Annotated in this window: 17 protein-coding genes; 15 read left to right on the forward strand and 2 right to left on the reverse strand. The window is 53.4% G+C overall.

Annotation, left to right across the window (positions count from 1 at the left end; all coding sequences use genetic code 11):
- Nucleotides 1-63 precede the first annotated feature (63 nt).
- The 11 genes from BMW43_RS17980 (at nucleotide 64) to metK (ending at nucleotide 11505) form a co-directional block, all read left to right on the forward strand.
- Entirely contained in the window at nucleotides 64-852 is a 789-nt protein-coding gene (locus tag BMW43_RS17980) for a glycyl-radical enzyme activating protein (protein WP_091750996.1), read from the forward strand.
- A gap of 39 nt (nucleotides 853-891) precedes the next feature.
- Nucleotides 892-1188: a BMC domain-containing protein gene (locus BMW43_RS17985; RefSeq protein ID WP_091750999.1), complete on the forward strand. Its 297-nt coding sequence runs from the start codon at nucleotides 892-894 to the stop codon at nucleotides 1186-1188.
- Nucleotides 1189-1503: 315 nt separating this feature from the next.
- On the forward strand, nucleotides 1504-2727 hold the full coding sequence (locus BMW43_RS17990; RefSeq protein WP_218140726.1) for a radical SAM protein: 1224 nt from the start codon (nucleotides 1504-1506) through the stop codon (nucleotides 2725-2727).
- Nucleotides 2728-3015: 288 nt separating this feature from the next.
- The gene (locus tag BMW43_RS17995; RefSeq protein WP_177173665.1) at nucleotides 3016-3672 is read left to right on the forward strand and encodes a Crp/Fnr family transcriptional regulator; all 657 of its coding nucleotides are present in this window, start codon (nucleotides 3016-3018) and stop codon (nucleotides 3670-3672) included.
- Between the two features lie 103 nt (nucleotides 3673-3775).
- Nucleotides 3776-4810, forward strand: a complete 1035-nt coding sequence (locus tag BMW43_RS18000; RefSeq protein ID WP_177173666.1) for an ABC transporter substrate-binding protein — start codon at nucleotides 3776-3778, stop codon at nucleotides 4808-4810.
- Nucleotides 4811-4820: 10 nt separating this feature from the next.
- A complete protein-coding gene (locus tag BMW43_RS18005; RefSeq protein ID WP_091751011.1) occupies nucleotides 4821-5597 on the forward strand; it encodes an ABC transporter ATP-binding protein in 777 nt (258 codons plus the stop codon).
- Nucleotides 5598-5599: 2 nt separating this feature from the next.
- Nucleotides 5600-6466, forward strand: a complete 867-nt coding sequence (locus tag BMW43_RS18010) for an ABC transporter permease (RefSeq protein ID WP_218140727.1) — start codon at nucleotides 5600-5602, stop codon at nucleotides 6464-6466.
- Between the two features lie 211 nt (nucleotides 6467-6677).
- A complete protein-coding gene (locus BMW43_RS18015) occupies nucleotides 6678-7553 on the forward strand; it encodes a nucleotide-binding protein (protein WP_091751014.1) in 876 nt (291 codons plus the stop codon).
- A gap of 17 nt (nucleotides 7554-7570) precedes the next feature.
- Nucleotides 7571-8974: a nitrogenase component 1 gene (locus BMW43_RS18020; protein WP_091751017.1), complete on the forward strand. Its 1404-nt coding sequence runs from the start codon at nucleotides 7571-7573 to the stop codon at nucleotides 8972-8974.
- Nucleotides 8975-10309 (forward strand): nitrogenase component 1, encoded by a 1335-nt coding sequence (locus BMW43_RS18025; RefSeq protein WP_091751020.1) that lies wholly within the window; start codon nucleotides 8975-8977, stop codon nucleotides 10307-10309.
- On the forward strand, nucleotides 10306-11505 hold the full coding sequence (gene metK / locus BMW43_RS18030) for a methionine adenosyltransferase (protein WP_091751023.1): 1200 nt from the start codon (nucleotides 10306-10308) through the stop codon (nucleotides 11503-11505). Before BMW43_RS18025 ends, metK begins: the two co-directional genes overlap by 4 nt.
- Before the next feature lie 204 nt (nucleotides 11506-11709).
- Here the strand turns inward: metK and BMW43_RS18035 are convergent, their stop codons facing one another.
- On the reverse strand, nucleotides 11710-12474 hold the full coding sequence (locus tag BMW43_RS18035; protein WP_091751026.1) for a helix-turn-helix transcriptional regulator: 765 nt from the start codon (nucleotides 12472-12474) through the stop codon (nucleotides 11710-11712).
- 223 nt (nucleotides 12475-12697) lie between these two features.
- Between BMW43_RS18035 and BMW43_RS18040 the strand changes: the two genes are divergently transcribed.
- Nucleotides 12698-13462, forward strand: coding sequence for a transposase (locus tag BMW43_RS18040; protein WP_091751029.1), 765 nt, complete (start codon nucleotides 12698-12700; stop codon nucleotides 13460-13462).
- A 124-nt stretch (nucleotides 13463-13586) separates the two neighbouring features.
- On the opposite strand, the gene BMW43_RS18045 is transcribed toward BMW43_RS18040, so the two are convergent.
- Nucleotides 13587-14036: an acyl-CoA thioesterase gene (locus tag BMW43_RS18045; RefSeq protein WP_091751032.1), complete on the reverse strand. Its 450-nt coding sequence runs from the start codon at nucleotides 14034-14036 to the stop codon at nucleotides 13587-13589.
- 189 nt (nucleotides 14037-14225) lie between these two features.
- On the opposite strand from BMW43_RS18045, the gene BMW43_RS18050 reads away from it, so the two are divergent.
- The 3 genes from BMW43_RS18050 (at nucleotide 14226) to BMW43_RS18060 (ending at nucleotide 16665) form a co-directional block, all read left to right on the forward strand.
- A complete protein-coding gene (locus BMW43_RS18050) occupies nucleotides 14226-15107 on the forward strand; it encodes a LysR family transcriptional regulator (protein ID WP_177173667.1) in 882 nt (293 codons plus the stop codon).
- Between the two features lie 79 nt (nucleotides 15108-15186).
- The gene (locus BMW43_RS18055) at nucleotides 15187-15687 is read left to right on the forward strand and encodes a heme-degrading domain-containing protein (protein ID WP_091751038.1); all 501 of its coding nucleotides are present in this window, start codon (nucleotides 15187-15189) and stop codon (nucleotides 15685-15687) included.
- A gap of 144 nt (nucleotides 15688-15831) precedes the next feature.
- Nucleotides 15832-16665, forward strand: coding sequence for a hypothetical protein (locus BMW43_RS18060; RefSeq protein ID WP_143050657.1), 834 nt, complete (start codon nucleotides 15832-15834; stop codon nucleotides 16663-16665).
- Nucleotides 16666-17171: the final 506 nt, after the last annotated feature.

The following is a 17171-nucleotide window of genomic DNA, read 5'->3' on the forward strand; positions in this document are numbered from 1 at the left end:
AGTACGGTTTCCGCTGTATACTTGAGCATCGCTTGTATCAGCAATACATGGATGGAGGCTATTATGCAGGAATTATACAATATAACGGGAACTGTAGCGGAAATTCAGCGCTTTTCCGTGCATGACGGACCGGGCATCCGGACGCTGGTCTTTTTAAAAGGCTGTCCCTTGCGCTGCAAGTGGTGCTGCAATCCGGAAAATATCCGGCCCGAGCCGCAGGTTGTTACCCGGCGCGGCGTGCAAGTGACCATTGGCCGGCGCATGTCGGTGGGGGAATTGATGGCTGAAATACGCAAAGACGTCATTTACTACCGGCGATCGGGCGGCGGGGTGACACTGTCCGGTGGCGAGGTTTTATTTCAGCCCGAATTTGCTCTGGCCATTCTCCAGGCTTGCAAGGCAGAGAATATTCACACGGCGATTGAGACGAGCGCCTTTGCCGGCTATCCTACCATTCAGGAACTGCTGCCCTGGCTGGATTTGGCCATGTGCGATCTTAAGCACGTTGATCCGGCCAAGCACCAGCGCTATACCGGACGGCCCAACGACATGATCCTGGATAATTTGCGAAAAATTGCGCTTGCCGGTACACCGCTGATTATCCGGGTGCCGGTCGTACCCACCTTTAATGATGCTCCCGGCGAGATCGCCAGCATTGCCGCCTATGCGGCGTCACTGCCCGGTGTCAGGGAGTTGCACCTGTTGCCCTATCACCGGCTGGGCGAAAGCAAATATAAGGAATTGGAGCAAGACTATGAGTTCAGCGGCATCGAACCGCTGACCAGCCAGGCTATGCTCAAGCTGCTGGACGTGGCCAGGCTTTCGGGGCTGTCCTGTCAGGTTGGCGGTTGACGGGCGGTCCATCACTCGGGCAGAGAGGGGAGACAGCAGGTGCTGAACTGTGAACTGATTCATAATCCTTCGCCGGGCAGCCTTCAAATTTTAAAACGGAAAATCCATGACCGGGAACTTGCCGCCTATCTGGAGACACACCGGGTGGAAGCGGTAGGCTTAATTCAGGGACAATTGGCCAAAATTCTGGTTGCCGCCGACATCGCTGAAAAAGTGGCCAACGTGATGGTTACCGAAATCGCCGGCTCCTGTCCGCAGCATATTACCATGATCGCCGTTTTCGGCAGTACGTCGGCCGTAAAAGTGGCCATCGAGGCGGTGCAAAAACGGGGCTGACCGGTAGCTCATAAAGGATGGGCGTGGAAAGTTTTCCAAATACTATTTACTTACAGAGCTAATCTGGTATAGTATATAGCTACAACAATACTAAAATATTTTACAACATGTCGTGCAGACGACTTACTGTTGGCAGGTGTTCGTTTATCATTACAAATAATACCATCGCTGGTGCCCAGACAAGGTTGAGCAGACGACTGCAGGCCGGATATTTCTCCGTAAAGCTAAGGAGGAATCATCCGGCTTTTTTATTGCAGCGGCCGGCTTGTCCGTCGGCAACAGCGAGCAGGGGTAATAAAGACGGGAGTGATGACGGTGACGGCCCAAGCCAACCATGTAAGCAAAACGGATCGCGAAAAATTATTAAAAGAAATGGAAATCCGGGTAGGCGTTTTTAACGAAGGCATTCATGCCGATGTGAGCCTGTTTCAGCAACTGGATTTTGAAAACGAATATTTGGAACAGGTGCAGGCGTGCTTTTACAATAATCATCAGGCCTATAAGGACACCAATCTGCCTCAGGCTTTCCGCTCGCCCAGCGGCTACCGGTACGCCTTTTCCTATGATCCCCAGTCGCGCTATTCGATTACCGGGGAAAACGGACGGTTTTACCTGCATGACCGCCAGACAAGACTGTTCGAGGTGAAGTTTGAAAAACGGCCGAAATACTACAACCAACACACCAGCAACGGCAAGAAAATGTCGACCATCGCCCAGTATGTGGGGTCATCCAAAATCACGGTGGCCTATAGCAACGAATGCTCGCTGCAGGAAAAGAATCTGGACTGCCGGTTTTGCAATATTAACGCCACCAAGGCCAATTATGCCGACCGGCAGGGGATTTCCTGGAAAACGCCGGCCGAAATTGCCGAAGTGACCAAGGCGGCCTATGCCGAAGGCTGTAATCATCTGACGATTACCGGCGGTTTTATTCCGGAACGGCGCGAGGTGGAATATTATATTGATGTGGCCGAAGCCATCCGGGAGACCACCGGTTTGGACGATTTCGGCGGCACGGCCTGCATCGGAGCGCCGTTGGATCTGGAGGTCATTGATAAATACAAGGAAGCCGGCTACAGCCGGATTGCCACCAACATGGAGATCTGGGATGAAAACATCTTTAAGGCAATCTGTCCGGGCAAGCATAAAATATGCGGCGGCTACCAAAACTGGGTGGACACGTTAAAGTACGAAGTAGAGGTATTCGGCAAAGGCAATGTGCGTTCTTATTTTGTCGCTGGCATCGAAACCAAGGAAACACTGCTGGAGGGTATCGAATACCTGGCTTCGCTGGGCGTGGTGGCGGTGCCCCAGATCTGGATGCCTAAGCCGGGGGCGGCGCTGGAGGGACACCGGGCGCCAACGACCGAGTGGTTTATTGATCTATTCCTAAAAGCCTATAAAATTTTAGTGCGCTATGGCATTACCCACGAGCAATTTTATCATACAACCAATGATGAAGGACGGTTTTTTGATTATCTCTATGACGCCGACGGCGACTATCTTAACCGGATCGCCGATTACCGGATCGCCATCTAACGGCGGGAAAAAACAAAAAAACTGTCGTTGCTGAGCAGAAAAAACTGCAGGCTGAATTTTTTGCGATTCAGTCTGCAGTTTTTTTAGGGAACCGCTGATTTAATGAGCTTGCCGGCCTGGCGAGAGATTTTTTCGGCTGGCAAGGAAGTAAAACCGCAGGAATAGCGGCCCCTATTTCAAGGTTTTGCTGACGCAGCCAGACGGAAAAAGATCCGCCAGGATGTGCGGTGTGAATAAATCAGTGGTTCCCTAGTACATATGACAAAAAGATTGTCGGGAGGGTGGAGAATGAATTGTGTTGTGCCCCATTTTACCGAAGAGGAAATCAATCTTCTCAAACAATCCGGCCGGGTACTGACAGTGAAAGCCGGTCATATTCTGTTCAGAGAAAATGATGAGACAGACCATGTCTATCTGATTGAAAGCGGCCATGTGAAGCATTATCATACCACCTCGCTGGGCAAGGTCGTCATTGTTTCTATTTGCGGGCCGAGCGAGATGATCGGCGTACCGGCGGTTTTGCTGGGCCAAAGACGGGGCGTCTTTGCCGAAGCTTTGGAACCGGGCACCTTGTGGCGGATTGAGCAGGAAGTTTTTCTGCGCCTCTTGCATCAGTATCCGCAGTTAGCCGTCAAGCTGGCGGCGATTCACTGTCAACTGGTGCGAAACTATGAATACGGGCTGCAGACCTTGGTTGTTGCCAGTGCCGACAGCCGTCTGGCCTGGCTGCTGCTGCGGCTGGCCGAGGGCCGCAGGCCGGAGCGGGACGGCGGACAGCGGGTCGGTTTTTATCTGACCCATCAGGAGATGGCCGATATGATTGGTTCCTGCCGGCAAACGGTAACGACGGTGCTGGGGAATTTTAAACGGGCCGGATTGATTCGTATCAAAAAACACGCTTTGGAAATTGTCGATGCCGACCGGCTGCGGCAATTGGTTAGTTAGGTAAGCACTGATTCAATGAACCTGTCCGTGAATTAATCAGTGCTTACCTAGTAGCGGGCAGAGAAACCAAAGCAACTTAGATGATAAATGGAGAGTGAAGGAAGTGGCAAAGAGAGTGAAAGAGACGAGCGGACGAATATTGGTGGCGGTATTGTTAACCATACTGAGCGTGATTGGTCTGGCCGGTTGTGGCGGCACAGGCGGTGCCTTGGATAAACAAGCGGGCAATAGCCGGTTTGCCATCCGGATCGGCGCCGATTCATCGCCTTTTTCCTTTCAGTTTCGCGTGGCAAAGGCCAAAGGATTTTTTGAAAAATACAATATTGACGCCGATGTACAAACCTTTTCCTTTGGCATTGATACCATCAACGCCTTAATTCTTGATCAGGTGGACAGCGGCCAGGCGATGGACTATGCCCTGGCCAGCCGGCTGGGCAAAGAGAGTGATCTGCGGATTGTCTCCTACATTGCCACACCGTCACTGGATGGGTCCTCGCTATATGTGGTAGGTCCGGACATTAAAAGCCCGGCCGATTTGACCGGCAAGCGCATCGCCGCCCAAAAAGGGACGGTCAATGAATACGTTTGGGCGCAAACCTTCAAAAAGTTCGGCGTAGATCCCCAATCGGTGCACATGCAGTATTTTGGTTCCAATGCCGAGATGCTTGCCGCCGTTCAGACCGGCAAGGCCGATGCGGTCTGGGGTGATAAGTCAAACAAAAGCAAAATACTGGAGATCGCAGGCATCAGAGAGCTTGGTGATTATCATCTCATTGATTTTGAAATGAAGGGCTATCTGGCCTTTAAAGACCAGTTTGTCAAAGCGCACCCGCAGGAAGTGGAGAATTTCCTGAAAGCCTTAAACGAGGCTTCCGAATACATTGCCCAGCATCCTAAAGAAACGGCGGACATTGCTTATCAGGATTTGAAGCTGCCCAAAGAGGATGTGCTGAAGACGCTGGAAACCTATACCTATCATATCCGTTTTTCCCAGGACGATTATGACCATATTCAGGACATCGCCGCCTGGTCCTATCAAAACGGTTTGATAAAAAATTCATACGCTGTCCGGGATTACCTGGCGCTGGACCCCCTGCGCAAAGCTTTGCCGGAAACAGTTACTTACAGCGGAAAGTGAAGGGATTGTTATGCGGGACTTAGCCATTCATATTGAGCACTTGTCAAAAAGCTATGAAGGGTCCGGCCGGGAGGCTGGCCGGCCGGTGCTGGACAATATCAATCTGGAGATTATGCAGGGCGAGTTTCACGTACTGCTGGGCTCCAGCGGCTGCGGCAAGTCTACCCTGCTCAATATCATTGCCGGATTTTTGCCCAAAACAAGCGGCACGGTCAATGTGAACGGCAGGGAAGTGGTCCGGCCGGGCCGGGACCGCGGCGTAGTCTTTCAAAATGCCGATGCGGCCATGTTTCCCTGGCTTACGGTAACCGAAAACGTGGAGTTCGGACTGCGGATGCAGGGCGTTGAAAAAGAAAAGCGGCGGGCCATCGCCCAGGAATATCTGCAACTGGTGGGTTTGTCCAGTCATGGGAGCAAATATCCCCACGAGCTTTCCGGCGGGATGAAGCAGCGGGTCCAACTGGCCCGTCTGTTGGCCAACGACTCGGCTATTCTGATTATGGATGAACCGTTCGGGGCTCTGGATGCCCAGACGCGAAAAATTATGCAGCGGGAGCTGATCCGGATCTGGGAAAAGACGGCCAAGACCATTGTGTTTGTCACCCACGATATTCAGGAAGCGCTGCTGCTGGGAGAAAAAATCAGCATTCTGGCAGCGTTCCCCCAGACCGGCATTGTGAAAACCTGCCGGGTTGAGTTTCCCTATCCCCGCCGGGAGACGGATCAAGCGTTTATTCAGCAATATCTGGAGCTGCTGGGGTATTTTGATTTCGGAGGAGGTATTTAGCAGTGTTGGGCAGAGCAAAGGGGTATTCAGTAGAACTGGCTGTCATGGAGGAACAGGGAGCGTCACCGATCGGTACTGGTTGGAAAAAAACGCAGCAGTTGGTCCGGTTGCTGCGGCAAAAAGGGGTTTTGACCTGGCTGCTGCTGGCGGTTTTGTGGAATGGGGTGGCCCTGTTTTATCCCCCGTCTTTTTTTCCCGGCATCGGCCAAACGGTGGTCGGGTCATGGGAGATCATTCAGGACGGCACCTTGGTCTGGTTTATGCTGATCAGTCTGCTCCGGGTATACAGCGGCTGGCTGCTTGGTTCGCTGCTGGCTGTGCCGGTGGGGCTCTTGATTGGCCGCAGCGAGGTTGTCCGGGAATTGGCAGAGCCCTTTGTTAACTTTTTCCGGGCTATTCCGGCCATCGCCTTTCTGACGCTGTTTATTATGTGGTTTGGTGTCGGCGAAGAATCCAAGATTATCCTGATTCTGTATTCCACCTTTTTTATTGTGGTCATTAATACGGCGGCCGGCGTGCTGAGCCTGGGCAAGGATAAAATCCAGGCGGCCCGCTCGCTGGGCGCTTCGGAGGGGCAAATATTTTTTCATGTCATGATTCCCTCGGTCATACCGCACATATTCACCGGCGTCCGCCTTGGGCTGGGAGCGGCGTTTACGTCCATTGTCGCGGCGGAAATGCTGGCGGCCAAGGCCGGCATCGGTTATCTGATTTTTACCTCCCGGCTGTATTTTCGCACCGACTGGATTTTTACCGGTCTGGTGGTGCTTGGGATTATGGGCTTTCTTTCCGACAAGCTGCTCCGCTGGGGCGGGGCGCTGGCTTTGAAAAAATACGGTGTCCGGAATGAGGTCAATTTTGGCGAATAGCCTGTTTTAAGAGGATTTCTTTAAAGACTATGTCGCAATGGCGACTTACGCGCCTGAACCGATTTGCTATACTGAAACCACTCCGGGATAATCCGGAAGCTGAGCAGACAGACTGCAGGCCAAGCCATTCTGTAATAGAATTCGCTTGGCTTTTTTGCGTGATCTATTTGATTGGCGGGAGAACGGTTCCCTAAAGGAAAGGAAGAGAAAAATGGCAGGTAAGAAAGCGAAACATATAGCGATTTACGGCAAGGGCGGGATTGGCAAATCGACCACAACCTCCAATATCAGCGCCGCCCTGGCTGAGGCCGGTTACCGGGTTATTCAGATTGGCTGTGATCCCAAGAGCGATTCCACCAATACGCTGCGCGGCGGTAAGTATCTGCCGACAGTACTGGACAGTATGCGGGACCAGTCGCAACCGCGCCTGGAGGATATTTCGGCCACAGGCTTCGGCGGTGTGCTGTGCATTGAAGCCGGCGGGCCGGTGCCGGGGGTGGGCTGTGCCGGCCGGGGCATTAATGCGGCGGTGAGCCTGCTGCAGGAATTCAATTTATTCGAAGAATACAAACCTGACTATGTTCTGTACGACGTGCTGGGTGATGTGGTGTGCGGCGGCTTTGCCGTTCCCATCCGGGAAGGCATCACCGATCGGGTCTTTGTGGTAAGCTCTTCCGATTTTATGGCCATTTATGCCGCTAATAATCTGTTTAAAGCCATTAACAAGTATGCGCCCAGCGGCGGCGCCCTGCTGGGCGGCGTCATCGCCAATGGGTTGTCCGCCGCCTATTCCCAGGCTATTGTCGATGATTTTGCCGCCCGGACATCGACCAAAGTGGTCGGCTACATTCCCCGGTCGCTGGTGGTATCGCAAAGCGAGCTGTACGGACAGACGGTGATCGAAGCCGCGCCGCAGTCGGACCATGCCCAGTTGTACCGGGATCTGGCGAACTACATTGCGACCACTGACGAGTTAAGCGTACCCAGTCCGCTGGCTTCAGCCGATTTACGGAGCTGGGCCAGGGACTGGGGTGACCGGGTTTTGGACGCCCGGACAGCCGTAGTGCGGCAGGGCGAAGCGATATAGGCGGGAGGAAACTGACTATGGCAGTATTTCAGAAAAAATCCATTCCCATCAGAGAAAAAAGACTTAACACCATCAGCGCCTATCATGGCAGTGCCGCCGACCTGCTGCGGGAATTTGACGGACCGGAGGGGGCGCAGCAGCGAATCCGGACGTTTTCGGAAACCCATGACGATGATGTGCTGCAGGTATTGCAACGCTTTAGTGCCCTGCCGGACACCGGACTGGTGATCCACGGCCCCCGTGGCTGCACCGCCGCCTTGCTGAACGGTTCGAACCATCATCCCTGGGTGGTCAGCAATCTGGCGGAGCGCGATACCATCATGGGCGGCGAAGAAAGCCTGCGGGACGCTATTGTGGCGCTCCACACCCGTCATCACCCTTCGCTTATTCTGGTGATTACCACGCCGGTGGTTGCCATTAACAATGATGATGTGGCGGCCGTAACGCTGGAGCTGTCAGAGGAGCTAGCCGCTCACATCGTACCGGTCTATACCGACGGCTTCCGTTCGCAGGCGGCCATCGGCGGCAGTGATACCGTTTTATATGCCTTATTGAAGCAGTTGCCGCCGGCTCATAAGCAGGCTGCGGCAAACACTGTCCAGGTATTGGCTCTTGACGAGCAGCCGGCTGATCTGGCTGAAACCAGGCGGCTGCTGGCTCTGCTGGGCATACCGGCGGCGATTGTACCGCAGGAGAAGGGCTGGGCCGGACTGGAAGTGGCCGCCGGCGCGGTGGCTATCGCGCTCAACCGGGATGAGACGGATTTTCTGGGGCAGGCGCTGCAGGAAGTCTGGCAGACAAAATTTCTGCCGTCAGCGCCGCCGATTGGAATAAACGGCACCTACCGGTGGCTGGCTGCCCTGGGTGAGGCTCTTGGCGTAAGCGATGCGGTAGAAGCCCTGCACCGGGTGGAAACGGCAACCCTGCAGCCGGTGGTGAATAACAGCAGTCTGCGGCATAAGACGGTCTATCTTTCCCTGCCGCCGGCTATCGCCTGGCGTACGGCCGAGCTGGTGGAAGAACTGGGCGGCCGGCTTGCCGGACTGACGGTGGACCATGTCGATGAACTGCACCGCCAGGAATTGGCAGCGTTGGCGGCACGCCGGCCGGACCTGCCGGTGCAGGTGGGGGCAGGGCAGGTCTTTGAAGAGGTGAATTTGCTGCGCCGGCACGCTCCCGAGCTTTATATCGGCCGGGCCGACGGCGCCCAGTGGGCAGCCCGGCTGGGGGTTGCCGCGGTGGCACTGGAAAGGACGCCGCTGCTGGGGTATCAAGGGGCGGTAACGCTGGAGCGGCAAGCCCGCAAGGCACTGGCTAATCCCGCCTTTGTCCGGACGCTGGGAACTTACTGCGGGACGGCGTATAAGGATGGCTGGTATCAAAAGAAAGCCAACTGGCATATCAAGCTGGAGGTGAAATAAATGAGCCGCATCATAGAAAGCTGTCGCAACCACTGCGCGCTGTTGGGCGCCATTCAGACTGTCCGGGCGGTAGAGGGGCTTTTGCCCATTGTTCATTCCACGGCCGGCTGCGGCCGTCAGGAAGAACTGGGATTGGGAAAGCAGGGTGGTTATCAGGGACAGCGGGCGGCGCTGCCGTCCTCCAATGTGCGGGAAAAGCAAATCGTGTTTGGCGGCGCTTCCCGGCTGCGGGAACAAATAAAGAATACGGTAAAAACGATAGAAGCCGACGCTTATGTCGTGTTGTCCGGCTGCGCGACCGAACTGGTCGGCGACGATATTCCGGCCATGGCCAAAGAGGCGCGGGAGCAGGGCTATCCGGTGCTACAGGTAGCGGCGCCGGGCTTTAAAGGCGACGTGCACCAAGGCTATGAAGCGGTGGTGCAGGGTCTCCTGGCTTATGCGGCCGGTCTTGCTCCGGCGCAGAAGCATACGCAACGGGGACTGATTAATCTGTTGGGCATCATACCGGGGCAGGATGTATTCTGGCAGGGAAACCTGCTGGCGCTGGACGCCCTGCTGCAGCAAGCGGGACTACGGGCTAACCGGCTGTTTGGCCTGGGGCAGACGATTGATAACTGGACGGCGGCGGCCTCGGCCGAACTGACGCTGGTGCTTTCACCCTGGGGCAGGAAGGCGGCAGTGTATCTGGAAGAAAAGGCGGGCGTTCCCTATTTGGAGGTATCCCGCTTACCGGTGGGCTTTACGGCGACCCAACGCTTTTTACAGCAACTGGGCGAAAGAGTGCGGCTTCCGGAGCAGACGCTCACCGGGCTGTATGCCCGGGAGGAGCAACGGCAGAACTACTATCTGAACCAACTGGCGGCTGTATATTATGCTGCCGGTGTTCAGCGGGAATTCGCCGTCGTCGGGGAAAGCTCTTTTATCCTGGGCCTGCAGGAATTTCTGACCGGGACGGCGGGTTTGATCCCCAAATTGTTAATAGTTACCGATCCTCTGGCGAAGGAAGAGCAGCGGCGTCTGCAAGAGTGGCTGGAACCGGAGCTGGCCCTTTGGGAAACCGAACTGGCCTTTAGTGAAGACCGGCAGGACATCGTGACAAGCCTTAGCCGGCACAAGGTAGAACTGGTGCTGGGCAGCTCGCTGGAACAGGCGTGGGCCGGGCAGCAACAGCTTCCCTTTTTGCCGGTTTCCTTTCCGGCCGGTGACCAATTTTGGCTTAGCCGGAGTTATTTGGGCCTTGACGGCGCTGTAACCTTGTTGGAGGATCTGGTTGGACAAATCCGGCAGAGCCGGCGGCAAGATGATCATAAGGATAAGGAGTGTGTATCATGAAACAACGGTATTTATTTACTTCCGAATCGGTGACGGAGGGGCATCCTGACAAGCTGGCCGATCAGATTTCCGACAGCGTGGTGGACGCGGTGCTGAGTCAGGACCAGTTGGGCCGCGTGGCCTGCGAGACAAGCGTTACCACCGGGTTGGTACTCATTACCGGCGAGATTTCCACCAGCGCCCAGGTCAATATAGCTGCCATAGCCAGAGAGACGATCGCTCAGGTTGGCTATGTCCGGGCGGAATACGGGCTGGATGCGGCGACAGCGGCGGTGTTGGTCGCTCTGGATCAACAATCGCCGGATATTGCCCAGGGCGTCAATCAGGCGCTGGAAAGCCGGTCAGGCAGCAGTCAGGAAAAGTGGGATGCCATCGGCGCCGGCGACCAGGGCATTGTGTTTGGCTATGCCTCGGATGAGACGCCGGAATATCTGCCGGCTCCCATTGCCCTGGCCCACCGGTTGGCGCGGCGGCTGACTGCCGTACGCAAGGAGGGAAGTCTGGCCTATCTTCGCCCCGACGGCAAAACCCAGGTTACCGTGGAATACGACGGTTTGAAGCCTGTCCGGGTGGATACGGTGCTTATTTCGGCTCAGCATGACCCGGAAGTTTCCCAGGCGCAGCTTGCCGCCGATATCCGGAGCCAGGTCATCAACCCAACGCTGCCGGCAGAGTGGCTGGATGACAGGACCAAGGTACTGGTCAATCCCACCGGCCGGTTTGTCGTAGGCGGCCCGCAGGGCGATGCCGGACTGACCGGACGTAAAATCATTGTCGATACCTATGGCGGTTTTGCCCGGCACGGCGGCGGCGCTTTTTCGGGCAAAGACCCAACCAAGGTGGACCGGTCGGGGGCCTATGCCGCCCGTTACGTGGCGAAAAATCTGGTGGCCGCCGGACTGGCCAAGCGGCTGGAAATCCAGATTGCCTATGCTATTGGTGTAGCGCGGCCTGTTTCCATCTTTGTCGACTCCTTCGGCACCGGCCTGGTCAGCAACCGGGAACTGGTGGATATTGTGGAACGCCACTTTGACCTGCGGCCGGCGGCGATTATTGAACAGCTTGCCCTAAGGCAGCCACTGTACCGCCAGGTTGCCGCTTATGGACATTTTGGCCGGACCGATGTGACCGTACCCTGGGAGCAGACGGACAAAGCCGTCCGGCTGCGATCGCTGGAGGGCAGCAAGTTGGCTTAAATAGTGCCTCATCCGGTAGGAAGATGTAGTGTAACATCGAGAATTTTTGGCGGCAGGCAAGGCGGAGGAGGCGCGCATATCGGATATATGTAAGCCGACGACAACGAAGACTGACGGCAAAAAGGCCGGTGATCTGCTACAGATTTCTGCCGGATGAGGCACTATATATGCGTTTCAGGTGGGAACCGTATGCTTATTTTTGTCTTATAAAGGTTCTTGCGGACTTCGTTTGGCGGTAAAGTAGCTGACTCCGGAATAGTATAGGGGGATTGTCAAAAAGAGAACCCAGGCGGGATGCCAGCTATGATATAAAAAGCCCAGACAAAGATAAATCACGGTAATGATCAGCGGATAAGGGAGCTTTCGCCAGTTTTTATGCTGAATGGCAGCGAGCGTTTTGCCGGTTAGCGGAATAAGCAGAAAAACCAGCCAGGTAGGATGCCAAATGTCGTAGAGCATGCCGATGCCCAAATAGATGAGCAGGGCCAGCAGGGTTAGGGGGAACCGGGCGGGATAGTTGTGCCGCCATTTGGCCCGGGCCTCCCGCCAGGTGTAGGACTGGCCGTTGATGGTAAGCCGGGCTGTGTCCTGGCTGTGGACGGTGTCGGTGAAATCGGTGGCATAAATGCCGTCCCGGCCAATATATATTTCGCCGTCCTTGCTTTTTAGGTGAATTCCGGCGCCCCTTTGCGGGGGAGGCGTTTCGTCGGGTGAGGGATCGTCTGTTTTAGTCTGTGAAGCTTCTTCCTCATCCGCTGTTGCCGGTGTTTTTAACAGCAGCATTTCATCCAGTGATATTTGATATAATTTGGCCAGTTGGATCAGATTATCGGTATCAGGCGAGGCTTCACCCCGTTCCCATTTGCTGACGGCCTGGCGGCTGATGCCCAGCTTTTCGGCCAGGGCTTCCTGGGAAAGACCGTTCTTTTTGCGTAAACTGACCAATTGATTGGCAATCTCCATATTCATTGTACATGGCTCCTTTATACAGGCTGAGCAGGGATGCTGTTAGCACCTGCTTTGCTTTCATTATAGAAGAAAAGGACCGGTTGCACTATATACTTTGCTTTTCATTTACCGCAACTATCGGTTGCGGTACGGTAGACAGCCAATCGTTAAGCCCCCTTTATTGGGGGACGGTTCTCTTGATTCTCACTGCTTTTGGTGCTACAATGATTTTGAGGTGACGAGCATGGCGCGACAAGCCCGGCAAAAGAGCAGCAGCGGGATATACCACATTCTGCTGCGCGGTATTAACCGACAGATTATTTTTGAGGATGACGAAGATAAGGAAAAGTTTCTGGAATGCGTAAGTTTTTATAAAGCTGGCTGTCATTATGAGGTATATGGGTATTGTCTGATGGATAATCATATCCATCTGGTGATCAAAGAGAACGGGACCGATATCGGGGCCATTATGAAGCGCATCGGGGTCCGTTATGTGGCCTGGTATAATCGCAAATATTACCGGTGTGGCCATTTGTTTCAGGACCGGTTTCAGAGTGAGCCGGTGGAGACCGACAGTTATTTGTTGACGGTGCTGCGCTATATCCATCAGAATCCGGTCAGGGCCGGCTTGATCCAAAGCCTGTCCGAGGGATGGAGCAGCAGCTATAGTGCCTATTTTGAGGCCAATTCACTGGTTGATTCTTCTTACATATTGAAAATGTTTTCGTCTGACGACGAGGATGCGCGCCGGCAGTTCAACCGGTTTATGCAGGTGGCTGACGACGCTGTGCCTAACCTGGTGTATAAAGAACCGGTCCTGCTGCGGGACGAAGAGGCGCGGGTCCTAATCCAGCAATTGACAAATATCAGGACGCCGCTGGAGCTCCAGACGATGAAAAAGCCGGACCGGGATGAAGTGCTAAGAAAAATAAAGCAAATCGAAGGCCTATCCACCCGGCAGATTGCCAGGCTTACCGGCATCAGCCAAAGCGTGATTGCCAGGGCGTAGAGCAAATAAAAAGAGGCAAGGGAATGCGAAATTTAAACCGCAGGGTCCTTTGCTTCTTTATTTATACCGGTTTTTTTACTATTGTTAAAATCACTGCAACCTGCTTGGCAACAAATCCGGGGCTTTAGCCGATTTTTTTAGTGCTCTGGTGTCCCTGTTCTTTCAGGTGTTTGCCTTTTTCATAGAGGGTATATTCATCGGGAGTTGCCGGTTCGATGGTGATGCCGTGCGGAATGGGTTTGCCGTCGATGACATGGATGAAGGTGAGAAATCCTTCGACGACGAATTCATCGGTCTGGCTGAACACGACGCGTACATAAGCCACCAGGCTGGTCCGGCCGGCGTAGACGATGCGGGTTTCGAATTTCAGCAGACTGCCCTTTTTTACCGGCCGGGTAAAGATCATGCCGTGGATATTCAGGCAGACGGTGTGTTCCGGCTGGGTCAGGCTGGCGGCGGCGATAAACCCTGCCTCTACCAGCCATTCGGCGCCCCGGCCGGCAAATAAGGTATCATGATGGTTCAGATCGGCGCCTTTTACCATATGATGAATGATGATTGGTTTGATTTGCATAAGAATCTCCTCACTTTCAGACAGTGGCAGTCCAAAGTGTATACAACATTCAGTATACACGGAGAGGCTGAAACGTCTTTGACATATTGGTTTGTTTTCAAGTAGAATTATAGCAAAGCTGGATATATATGAAAAATACTTATTTTATCTGTTATATATTCGTATTTCGAATGGATGGGGGGCGGCGGGATGGAATTTCGCCAATTGAAATACTTTCTGACGGTTGCCGAGGAAGGGCAGATCACCAAGGCGGCCGAGCGGCTGCATATTACCCAGCCACCGCTTAGTCAGCAATTAATTTTGCTGGAACGGGAGCTGGGAGTCAAGCTGCTGGAGCGCAACCGTAAACAGGTTACGCTGACCGAGGCCGGCCATGTTTTGCATAAGCGGGCGGAACAGATGCTGGAACTCATGCGGGTTACGACAGACGAAATCAGGGAAGTCGCCGAAGGGGTGAACGGCAAGCTGACTATCGGAACCATCACCTCGTCAGGCCGTTCCATTTTGCCGGAGCATATTCAGGAGTTTCACAAGCTGTATCCCAAAGTGTCCTTTGACTTGCGGCAGGGAGAGACACACAGCATTCTGGAGTTGCTCCAGGCAGGTATTATTGAGTTGGGGATTGTGCGGTTTCCCTTTGATTTTACCCTTTATGATTTTATCGCACTGCCCGAGGAGCCGATGGTGGCGGTGGCCAAGCCGCCGGTCTTTGGTGAAAGCCGTGGTGGCAGTGTGCGACTGGATGAACTGCGGAGCGAGGCACTGCTTATTCATCGCCGCCATGAGAATATTATTTTGGAGTATTGCCATCAGATGGGGTTTGAACCGGATATCCTTTGTACCAGCGACGACATTACGCCACTCCTGATCTGGGCCAGGCTGGGGCTTGGCATTGCCATTGTACCTCAATCGTCGGTACATATCTTTGTCGGTTCGGCGCTGTGTGTCAGGCAGATTACCAGCCCGCTGATTACCACGACCCGGGCGGTTATCTGGCATAAGAAACGGGTTCTCTCGCCGGTGGCCGCCCGCTTTGTCGAGATGTTCCGGGAACCAGACGAGAAAACCTGAGCCGGCTTTATTTTTACCTGTTCTCCGGTATATAATGGAAAAGACGATGGTTCGCAATTAAATAGCAGGAGGGGATGAAATGGCTATAAACGAGTATGAACAAGAACTGGCCATATTGGAACAGGAGGAAGGGGAGATTCAATTTTCCGCCTTTACTTCCGAGATGGCATTGACCGTAGGAATGATGCTGTACGAAGAGGTAAAACGCCGGGGCAAAGCGGTGGTCATTCACATTGCCCGTAATCAGCAGTGTCTGTTTCATCTGGCGATGGAAGGTACTGCGATTGATAATGCCGACTGGGTACGGCGCAAAAGCAACGTGGTTCACCACTTTGGCAAAAGCTCTTATCATGTGGGAACCAAGCTGCGTCAACAAGGGAAGACACTGGAAAATAAATACGGATTTGCCTTGCGGGACTATGCCGATCATGGCGGGGCGTTTCCCTTGATTATTAAAGATGTCGGCCCGGTAGGAACGATTGCCGTATCCGGGTTGCCGCAAAAGGAAGACCATGAACTGGTGGTTAGCGTTCTAAGAAATTACCTGGCCGAACTGAACGGGGTAGCAACACGAGTATAGTTGATAGGGCAGACAAATAGACAGTTAGCTTATAGTCGGATGAATTGAGGAATTAGCGTGCTAAACAAGATCCTTGTCCAAATGTTAATTTATATTAATATGATAATGCTTTTTGCGTCTGCTCCTGTTTTGGCGGCGAATGATTTGGATAAAGACAAGCAGTTTTTACTTGGACCGGTACAATCGGTACGCACTGTTGTCGTTTCCGATCCCAATCGTATTCCGGTTGTAACGACCAGACTGTACAGACGGGACGAGACAATAGCGTCGATGGAGATTGAGTGGGAAACAAAATCTATTATTTATTATGATTCCTCCGGCCGGTCGATTAAGACTGAGAAAATTGGCGCGGATGGCAAGAAGACAGTAGACAGCACGGTCTATGATGATGTGAATCATACCTATGTTACGTACTATCAACAAGCAGGCTATCCCCGCGAAGTGAGGGGAAGTTTGGATAAGAACGGAAAAATTATCGATTATTATAAATATGGATTAGACGGGACCTACGAGGGGAAAACAATCAGCACCTACGATGACGCCGGGTTAGTTACGGAAACAAATTATTACAATAAAACAGATAGGCATTTTCTTAAGGTTCTTTATGAATATGATGAGCGTGGGTTATGTATTGTACAGACTGCTTATCGAGAGAACGGGTCGGTTTCCCGGAGGACTGAAAGTGAGTATGATCAACATGGAAGATGTGTTGAGTCCAGACGTTATGAAAGTGAGGTTGTTAGCCCCGCTGAGTGCATTCTTAAGTCCCAAACGCAGGTAAGCTTTGACGGCGAGGACCGCCAGACCGAGACAAGGAGTTTTGATTGGGGCGCTTGGGGTGAAACAAGTACCATTATTACTTACGGTGATTTTGACCGACACGGTAATTGGCGGCGCGGTATGCTAAAATATGAATATCCCAATGGTCATATAAAGAAAGAGGGACCTCTGCAGACTAGAATAATTGAATATTATTAAAGGGCCAATCATATTGTTAACTGTTGGTTTTTTCCCGCCTTTGTGAAAAGAGAGGCCAGACGTTCTCCTGATCGATCTCTGGGAAAAGCCGATGAATGTAGCCAATGTGTCAGGTGAAGATGGCGGGAGTAAGAAGTTAGTGGAATCAGGAGGATTACCCCCCGACAAAGGAAGGCTCAAACGAACCGTCCCGTGCGCCAAGAAGCGCACGGAGTAAAGCGGGTGGAAATCCCGCCAGAGAAGGTCTAGCCAGCCACTCTGTATCCAGCCTTGGGACTGAAGCGGTAACGCCAGGTCTAAGCGTAGGTAGGAAAGGTAGTAGGCCGAAAGCGAAAGCTGAAGATGTAGAATCCCGAAATTCCTAAAGGGAAAGGTCGATGTATGGGACGAGCAGAAGACAATACTGGGCTTAGCGATAAAGGCGAGTTAAGTCTGGCGCCCCGGGATCGAAGGTCTTGGCATGCTACACACCATTACTCCGTGTGAACTTGGGAGACCCTGCCGCT

It is taken from the genome of Propionispora vibrioides (assembly GCF_900110485.1).
GTDB lineage: Bacteria > Bacillota > Negativicutes > Propionisporales > Propionisporaceae > Propionispora > Propionispora vibrioides.